The 5390-nt window shown below is 73.6% G+C and carries 6 protein-coding genes; 3 read left to right on the top strand and 3 right to left on the bottom strand.

What is annotated here, in order from left to right:
• The 3 genes from E1293_RS44115 to E1293_RS44105 all read left to right on the top strand — a co-directional run.
• Positions 1–208 (top strand): VOC family protein (locus tag E1293_RS44115; protein WP_132205660.1); only part of this gene is annotated, 208 nt, incomplete at its 5' end.
• Positions 209–340: 132 nt separating this feature from the next.
• Positions 341–1672 (top strand): MFS transporter, encoded by a 1332-nt coding sequence (locus E1293_RS44110; protein ID WP_165978682.1) that lies wholly within the window; start codon positions 341–343, stop codon positions 1670–1672.
• A 51-nt stretch (positions 1673–1723) separates the two neighbouring features.
• Positions 1724–3139 (top strand): arylsulfotransferase family protein, encoded by a 1416-nt coding sequence (locus tag E1293_RS44105; RefSeq protein WP_132205656.1) that lies wholly within the window; start codon positions 1724–1726, stop codon positions 3137–3139.
• 2 nt (positions 3140–3141) lie between these two features.
• Here the strand turns inward: E1293_RS44105 and E1293_RS44100 are convergent, their stop codons facing one another.
• The 3 genes from E1293_RS44100 to E1293_RS44090 are packed head-to-tail and all read right to left on the bottom strand — an operon-like array spanning position 3142 to position 5357.
• Positions 3142–3546, bottom strand: a complete 405-nt coding sequence (locus E1293_RS44100; RefSeq protein WP_132205654.1) for an RNA-binding S4 domain-containing protein — start codon at positions 3544–3546, stop codon at positions 3142–3144.
• Positions 3536–4516: a 1-acyl-sn-glycerol-3-phosphate acyltransferase gene (locus E1293_RS44095; protein WP_132205652.1), complete on the bottom strand. Its 981-nt coding sequence runs from the start codon at positions 4514–4516 to the stop codon at positions 3536–3538. The genes E1293_RS44100 and E1293_RS44095 overlap by 11 nt, the downstream gene beginning before the upstream one ends.
• 1 nt (position 4517) lies before the next feature.
• Positions 4518–5357 carry a patatin-like phospholipase family protein gene (locus E1293_RS44090; protein WP_132205650.1) on the bottom strand — a complete coding sequence of 280 codons (840 nt, stop codon included), beginning with the start codon at positions 5355–5357 and terminating at the stop codon, positions 4518–4520.
• Between the last annotated feature and the right edge of the window lie 33 nt (positions 5358–5390).

Genomic DNA, 5390 nt, shown 5'->3' with positions numbered 1-5390 from the left:
CGGGCAGGCCATGCCGGACGGGCGGGTGCCCGAGCCAGGCGGGTGGAACCGGATCTCGCTGCCGGTCGACGACATCGAGCACGAGGTCGCCCGGCTCGAGAAGGCCAGGGTGCCTTTCCGGAACACGGTCGTGACCGGGGTCGGCGGCAAGCAGGTCCTGGTGGACGATCCGTCCGGGAACCCCGTGGAGTTGTTCCAGTCCACCTGAACGGGGCCGGTACATACCTGGTCCGTGCGCGGGCAGTAGGGGTTGGTGACGTCGGCGCGAGCCCCGCGGCCGTTCAGGCGACTGGGCACCGCTCTTGCGGACCGGCTGGGAGGGTCGCGCCGGGCCCGTGTCGTGGTGCTGCTGGCGTGCGTGCTGGCGCTCAACGCGGCCGACACCGGGGTGATCGGAGCGATCGTCCAGGAGCTGCGGGACTCGCTGCACATCGGCAACACGCAGGTCGGGATCCTGACGGCGGCGCCGGCGGCGGTGGGCGCGGTGGCGACGGTGCCGGTGGGGCAGCTGACCGACCGGGTGCCGCGGGTGCCGCTGCTGGCGGGCAGCGTGGCGCTGTGGAGCCTCGCGATGATCATCGGGGGGATGGCCCAGTCGTATGAGTGGCTGCTGTCGTCCCGGGTGGCGCTGGGGGCGGTGACGGCGACGGCGGGGCCCACGGTCGCGTCGCTGATCGGGGACCTGTTCCCGCCCGCGGAGCGGGCCGGGACGTACGGCCGGATCCTCGCCGGGGAACTGATCGGGGTCGGGTTCGGGCTGCTCGCGGGCGGGAACATCGCCGCGTTCCTCAGCTGGCGGGTCGCGTTCTGGTTCGTCGCCCTGCTGGGGTTCGTCCTCGCCGTGCTGCTGTGGCGGATGCTGCCCGAGCCGGAGCGGGGCGCGCAGGGGACCGCCGCCGGGAGGGGCGAGGAACTCGCGCGGCAGCAGGTGGACGAGTCGGATGTGGAGCCGGATCCCGCGATCGTCCTGGACACCGATCCGGCGCGGATGTCGCTCCTGGACGCGGCCCGGCACGTGCTCAGGATCCGCACCAACGTGATCATCATCGTGGCGTCCGCGATCGGGTACTTCTTCTTCGCCGGGCTGCGCACGTTCGCGCTGGTCTTCGTGCAGGAGCGGTACGCGGTCAGCCGGGGCGAACTGTCGGCGTTCCTGCCGGTCATCGGGCTCGCGGCGCTGGCCGGGGTGCTGATCGGCGGGCGGCTGGCCGACCGGCTCGTCCGGAAGGGGAAGGTCGCCGCGCGGATCAACGTGCCGGGGGTGGCGTTCGCGGCGTCGGCCGTCCTGTTCCTGCCCGGCCTGCTCAGCGGCCAGGCGCTGATCGCGCTGCCGCTGTTCACGCTGGCCGCCGCGGCGCTCGCCGCCGCGAACCCGCCGCTGGACGCGGTGCGGCTGGACATCGTCCACTTCCGGCTGTGGGGGCGGGCCGAGTCCATCCGGACGATCGTGCGGATGGCCGCGGAGGCGGCGGCGCCCGTGCTGTTCGGGTGGCTGTCGGGCCTGCTCGACTCGGGCCGCGGCTCGGGGACCGGCCTCGACCGGGTGTTCCTGCTGGCGCTGGTGCCGCTGCTGCTCAACGGGCTGCTGCTGCTCCGGGCCCGGCACACCTATCCGCGGGACGTGGCGTCCGCGCTGGAGTCCGAGCGCCGCTTCGCCGACGGGGACGGGTGATCTCAGGCGACGCTCATCAACTTTTCAGACTCGTCGGGTAGACCGGCCCGCATGAGCCTTACGCGTCGCGGTTTCCTCCTGTCGGGACTCGTCGGAGGGGCCGCGCTCCTGAGCGGCGCCGCGAGCACCCGGTCGTCGGCCACCTCCCGCGCATTGGCCGACGGCTACCTCACCATGCCGGACGTCCGGCCGCCGGGGCTTCGGGCGCGGCGGCTCGGCCCCACGGGCGACGGCCTGCTGTTCCTCGCGCCCTTCCGCGGGACGGACACCGCGGACGCGCTCATCGTCGACGACCGGGGCGAGCCCGTCTGGGTCCACCGGTCCGACCGGCTGATCACCGACGTGCGGGTGCAGGAGCACGCCGGCGAACCCGTCCTCACCTACTGGGAGGGCGACCGCAAGGAAGGCGGGCACGGGGAGGGCGCCGGCGTCGTCCTCGGGCAGGACTACCAGCGGGTCGCCGAGGTGCGGGCCGGCGACGGCGTCAAGAGCGATCTGCACGAGTTCGTGCTCACCGACCGCGGGACGGCGCTGGTCATCGCGTATCCGGAGGTCACCGCCGACCTGCGGCCGATCGGCGGGCCGCGCAAGGGGCGGGTCCTGGACGGACGCGTCCAGGAGATCGACATCGACACGGGCAAGGTCCTGCTCGACTGGAGCGCCCTCGACCACTTGCGCATCGCCGAGACCCGCACCCCGTTGCCCAAGAAGGACGACGGCGCGGTGTTCGACCCGGTCCACATCAACTCCGTCCAGGACGACGGGGACGCGCTGCTCATCTCCGCCCGCAACACCTGCGCGCTCTACTCCCTCGACCGCGGCACGGGCGCCGTCCGCTGGCGGCTGGGCGGCAAGCGCAGCGACTTCACGTTCGGGGAAGGCGCCGCGTTCGCGTGGCAGCACGACGCCCGCCGCCGCCCGGACGGGGCGATCACGCTGTTCGACAACCACATCGACGCCGTGGGCGACGGCCCGTCGCGCGGGCTCGTCCTCAAGGTCGACGAGACCGACCGGACCGTGACGCGGGCGGCGGAGTACAGCGACGGCGCGACGTACGGGCAGTACATGGGCAACATCCAGACGCTGCCGGACGGGAACGCGGTCATCGGCTGGGGCTCCACGCCGAAGATGACCGAGTTCGACGCCGAGGGAACGCCCGTCCTGGAGATCACGGGCGTCGGTGACGGCTCCTACCGCTCCTACCGCTCTCCCTGGACGGGACGTCCCGCCGCCCCGCCCGACGTGGCGGTCGAGTCGCCGGCCGGCGGCCAGATGCGGGTGCACGTGAGCTGGAACGGCGCGACGGACGTGGCGGCGTGGCGCTTCCTCACCGGCTCCCGCCGCCTCGTCCACGCGAAGACCGCGAAACGGGCCGGCTTCGAGACGTCGGTCGTGCTCCCCGCCGCCGACAAGGTCGTCGCCGAGGCGCTCGCCGCCGACGGCACCGTGCTGGGCCGCTCGATCTGACGTCAGTCGTCCCGCGGTGGGTCGTTCAGGGTGCGGTAGCGGTCCAGGACGCGTTCGAGCTCGCGGCGGTCGCGCTTGGTGGGACGGCCCGCACCGCGCTCGCGGCGGCCGATGGGGATGAGCGCCTCGCGCGGCGGCGGGGGCGGGCTCTTGTCGATCAGGCACTCGGCGGCGGCGGGCGCCCCGACCCGCTTGCGGACGATCTTCTGCACGACGACGATCCGCTCCCGCCCGTCATGGCGGAGCCGCACGGTGTCGCCGGCCTTCACCGCGGTGGACGGCTTGGCGCGCTCGTCGTTCACGCGGACGTGGCCCGCCCGGCACGCGGTCGTCGCCATCGAGCGGGTCTTCAGCAGCCGCACGGACCAGATCCACAGGTCGACCCGCACGGACCCCTCATCGCCCATGCGTCCATGATGTCACCTCGCGGTTGGCGCTGATCCAGGCGTCGGCGCGCTCCCACTGCTCGTACAGCCAGTCGATGCGGGCATCGCGGCCGGCGGGGACGTCCTCGGCGGTGATGCGCCACCAGCGGGCCTGGACCGTGCCGGCGAGCGGGACGCGCCGCCAGATGTCGCGGACCGTGGTCATGTCGTCGAGCCCGCAGTGCGCGACGAACACGACGTCGGCGGACGGCGCGGAGTCCAGCGCGGCGAGCACGCCGCCGGGCCGGGGCGGCATCAGGTTGCGCATCGCGGCGGCGCGGGCCGCCTCGTCCGGGCGGCGGAGCCGGGTGAGGCGGCGGATGGCGCGGCTGCGGCGCTCCGGGGTGAAGTTGCCGCCCTCGGGGAAGATCAGCAGCGCGTCGCGGGGGCCGAGGTCGCGGGCCAGCCGCCCGATGTCGTCGACCGCGCCGCCGCCCGGGGTGACGAACACGTTCGGCAGCCGGTTGGCGGCGATGTCGATGCAGGGGTCGTACTGGAGTTGCGCCTTCATGACCACGCGCGGCCGGCGCCGGTAGTCCGACAGCAGGTGGTGGACGAGCAGGAGCGCGTCGCCCGGCCCGGCGTGCCGGCTGAGGACGATGAGCGGCCGGTCCTGGCCGGTGCTCTCCCAGGTGCCGTCGACCTCGACGCGCAGGCCGAGGCGTTGCTGCGCCGTCGCGTATAGGGCGGCGACGTAGCGGCGGATGATGTCGTAGTGCCGGTCGTCGCGGGCGCGGCCGCGCAGCCACAGCCACCCGCACGCCAGGACGGCGGCCGACTCCCGCGTCCCCCACGCCAGCGTGAACCACAGCAGCCGGAGGGCGCGCTTGCGTTCGCGCCCGGCCAGCGCGGTCACCGCGTAGCCGACCGGGAAGACCGCGACGACGAGCAGGGTCAGGACGAACAGCAGCGGCGTGAACACCAGCCGGCGGACGAAACGGGGTGGCAGCATCTCACGATCGCTCCTTCAGGTATCTCAACGATGCCTGATAAGCGCGTTCGATGTGAGCCTGGATTCCGGAGACGTTCTTGTAGCGCATCTGGGCGAGGTCGACGCCGGCCTTCTGCGACTTGCCCCCGGCGGGGAGGACGTGCACGGTCAGGCCGTCCGGGAGGGTGGCCATCTCCTCGAAGAACCGGTGCCGGCGCGCGATCTCGAACGAGACGAGGCCGACCTCCCACGGCCGGCGCGGCGGCGCGAGGGCGCGTTCGATCCGCCCGACGTGCAGGACGTAGATGGTGGTCGCGCCCAGCATGACGGCCCGGCCGACCGGGATGCTGTGGACGAGCCCGCCGTCGAAGTAGTGCCGGTCCCCGATCCGGACGGGCGGCAGCAGGCCCGGCGCGGCGGACGACGCCAGCACCGCCGGGATCAGCGGGCCCTCGGTGAACCAGTGCGCCATCGCCGTCTCGATCCCGGCGGCGACGCACTGGTAGGGGACGTCCAGCTCCTCGAACGACGGGACGGGGAGCAGCTCGTCCAGCATCCGGCGCAGCGGCTCGTTGGAGTGCAGGTGCGTGCCGGAGCGGGCGAGCGTCCACAGCCGCGACCAGACGCGTGCGCCGAACACCTCGCGGACGGAGTCGTCCGACCACAGGCTGGTCAGCCGCTCGACCGCCGCCGCCGGGTCCGCCGCGACGAACACGCCGTTCAGGGCGCCGATCGACGTCCCGACGACGAGGTCGGGCCGGACGCCGGTCTCCTCCAGCGCCCGCAGCATGCCGACCTCGTGCGCGCCGAGCACCCCGCCACCCCCGAGCACGAACGCCACCCGCGGCTCCCGCTCCACCACCCGGACCTCCCTTCAGCACGCTGGGGCCAGCCT

It is taken from the genome of Actinomadura darangshiensis (assembly GCF_004349235.1).
GTDB lineage: Bacteria > Actinomycetota > Actinomycetes > Streptosporangiales > Streptosporangiaceae > Spirillospora > Spirillospora darangshiensis.
Note: the sequence above shows the minus strand (reverse complement) of the source record. Positions and strands in the feature narration are given on the sequence as shown.